This is a genomic window from Oscillibacter ruminantium GH1, from assembly GCF_000307265.1.
GTDB classification, from domain to species: Bacteria; Bacillota; Clostridia; order Oscillospirales; family Oscillospiraceae; genus Oscillibacter; species Oscillibacter ruminantium.
This window is the reverse complement of record NZ_BAGW01000042.1, coordinates 1-1,356: the sequence shown is the minus strand read 5'-3', so window position 1 is coordinate 1,356 and position 1,356 is coordinate 1. Positions and strand designations below refer to the sequence as shown.

The following is a 1,356-nucleotide window of genomic DNA, read 5'->3' as shown; positions in this document are numbered from 1 at the left end:
GATAAGGTATACTAAGTTGCGCAAATTGAAAAAGGGATAAAAAGAGACACGGCTTGCAGATCTCTGATAGAATGAAGTTGCGACACACCATTCTGAAAGGAGACTACAAACCATGTCTGAGAAAATTGTACAGTTCAATGAGGAAATAATCAAGGGGCAGATCAAGGAATTAGTCCGTGGCAGCGTAGAAGAAACGCTTAACGGCCTGCTGGAGGAAGAAGCAAAAAAGCTGACACAGGCCGCGCGCTACGAGCGCAGTGAGGAGCGTCAAGGCTACCGCAGCGGTCACTACTGCCGAAACCTAACCACGACTTCTGGTGATGTAAAACTCAATGTCCCACGACTCAAGGGCATTTCCTTTGAAACAGCCATCATCGAGCGCTACCGCCGCAGAGAAAGCAGCGTCGAGGAAGCGCTGATTGAAATGTATCTGGCCGGTGTGTCCGTGCGCCGCGTGGAGGACATCACGGAGGCTCTTTGGGGCAGCAAGGTTTCGCCCTCCACCATCAGTGAGCTGAATAAGAAAGCCTATGTTCACATCGAGGATTGGCGAAACCGACCTCTGCAGGGTGGGCATTATCCATACGTCTATGTGGATGGAATCTATCTGCGCCGCAACTGGGGCGGAGAGTACGAAAATGTAGCAATTCTGGTAGCAATTGCGGTGAACGAGGATGGTTACCGTGAGGTTTTGGGTGCCGCTGAGGGTATGTAAGAAGACAAAGCCAGTTGGGTAAATTTCTTTCAGTGGCTCAAAGGACGCGGACTGGACGGGGTCAAACTCATCGTCGGCGACAAGTGCCTCGGCATGTTGGAAGCCGTGGGCGAAGTGTTCCCGGAGGCCAAATACCAGCGCTGCGTGGTGCACTTTTACCGGAACATCTTCTCTGTCGTTCCAAAATCAAAGGTGAAGCTGGTTGCAAAAATGCTCAAGGCGATCCATGCTCAAGAGAGCAAAAAAGCCTCTCGCGAAAAGGCGAAAGCGGTGGTAGCAGAACTGCGCGCCATGAAGCTGAAAGAGGCCGCCAAAAAGGTTGAGGATGGCGTGGAAGAAACGCTGACCTATGCCGGTTTCCCCTCTGAGCATTGGACGCGGATCCGTACTAACAATGCCATTGAGCGGCTGAACCGAGAGATCCGCCGCCGCACGAGAGTGGTTGGGTGCTTCCCAGACGGCAATTCGGCTCTCATGCTGGTCTGCGCCCGTCTGCGCCATGTTGCCGGCACTCAGTGGGGCAACAAGAAATACATGAATATGAAGCATCTGGAGGCCATCTGCGAGGACGCCTCTGTTGCCATTTGACTTCACTCGCTCAGAGACTGCAAACCAATTTGCGCATAATCCTTGACACTACC

At 52.5% G+C, this 1,356-nt stretch carries 1 pseudogene; it reads left to right on the top strand.

The window, feature by feature from the left end:
• The first annotated feature begins 112 nt into the window (after window positions 1-112).
• Window positions 113-1,303: pseudogene (locus ON16_RS00020) on the top strand (IS256 family transposase).
• Window positions 1,304-1,356: the final 53 nt, after the last annotated feature.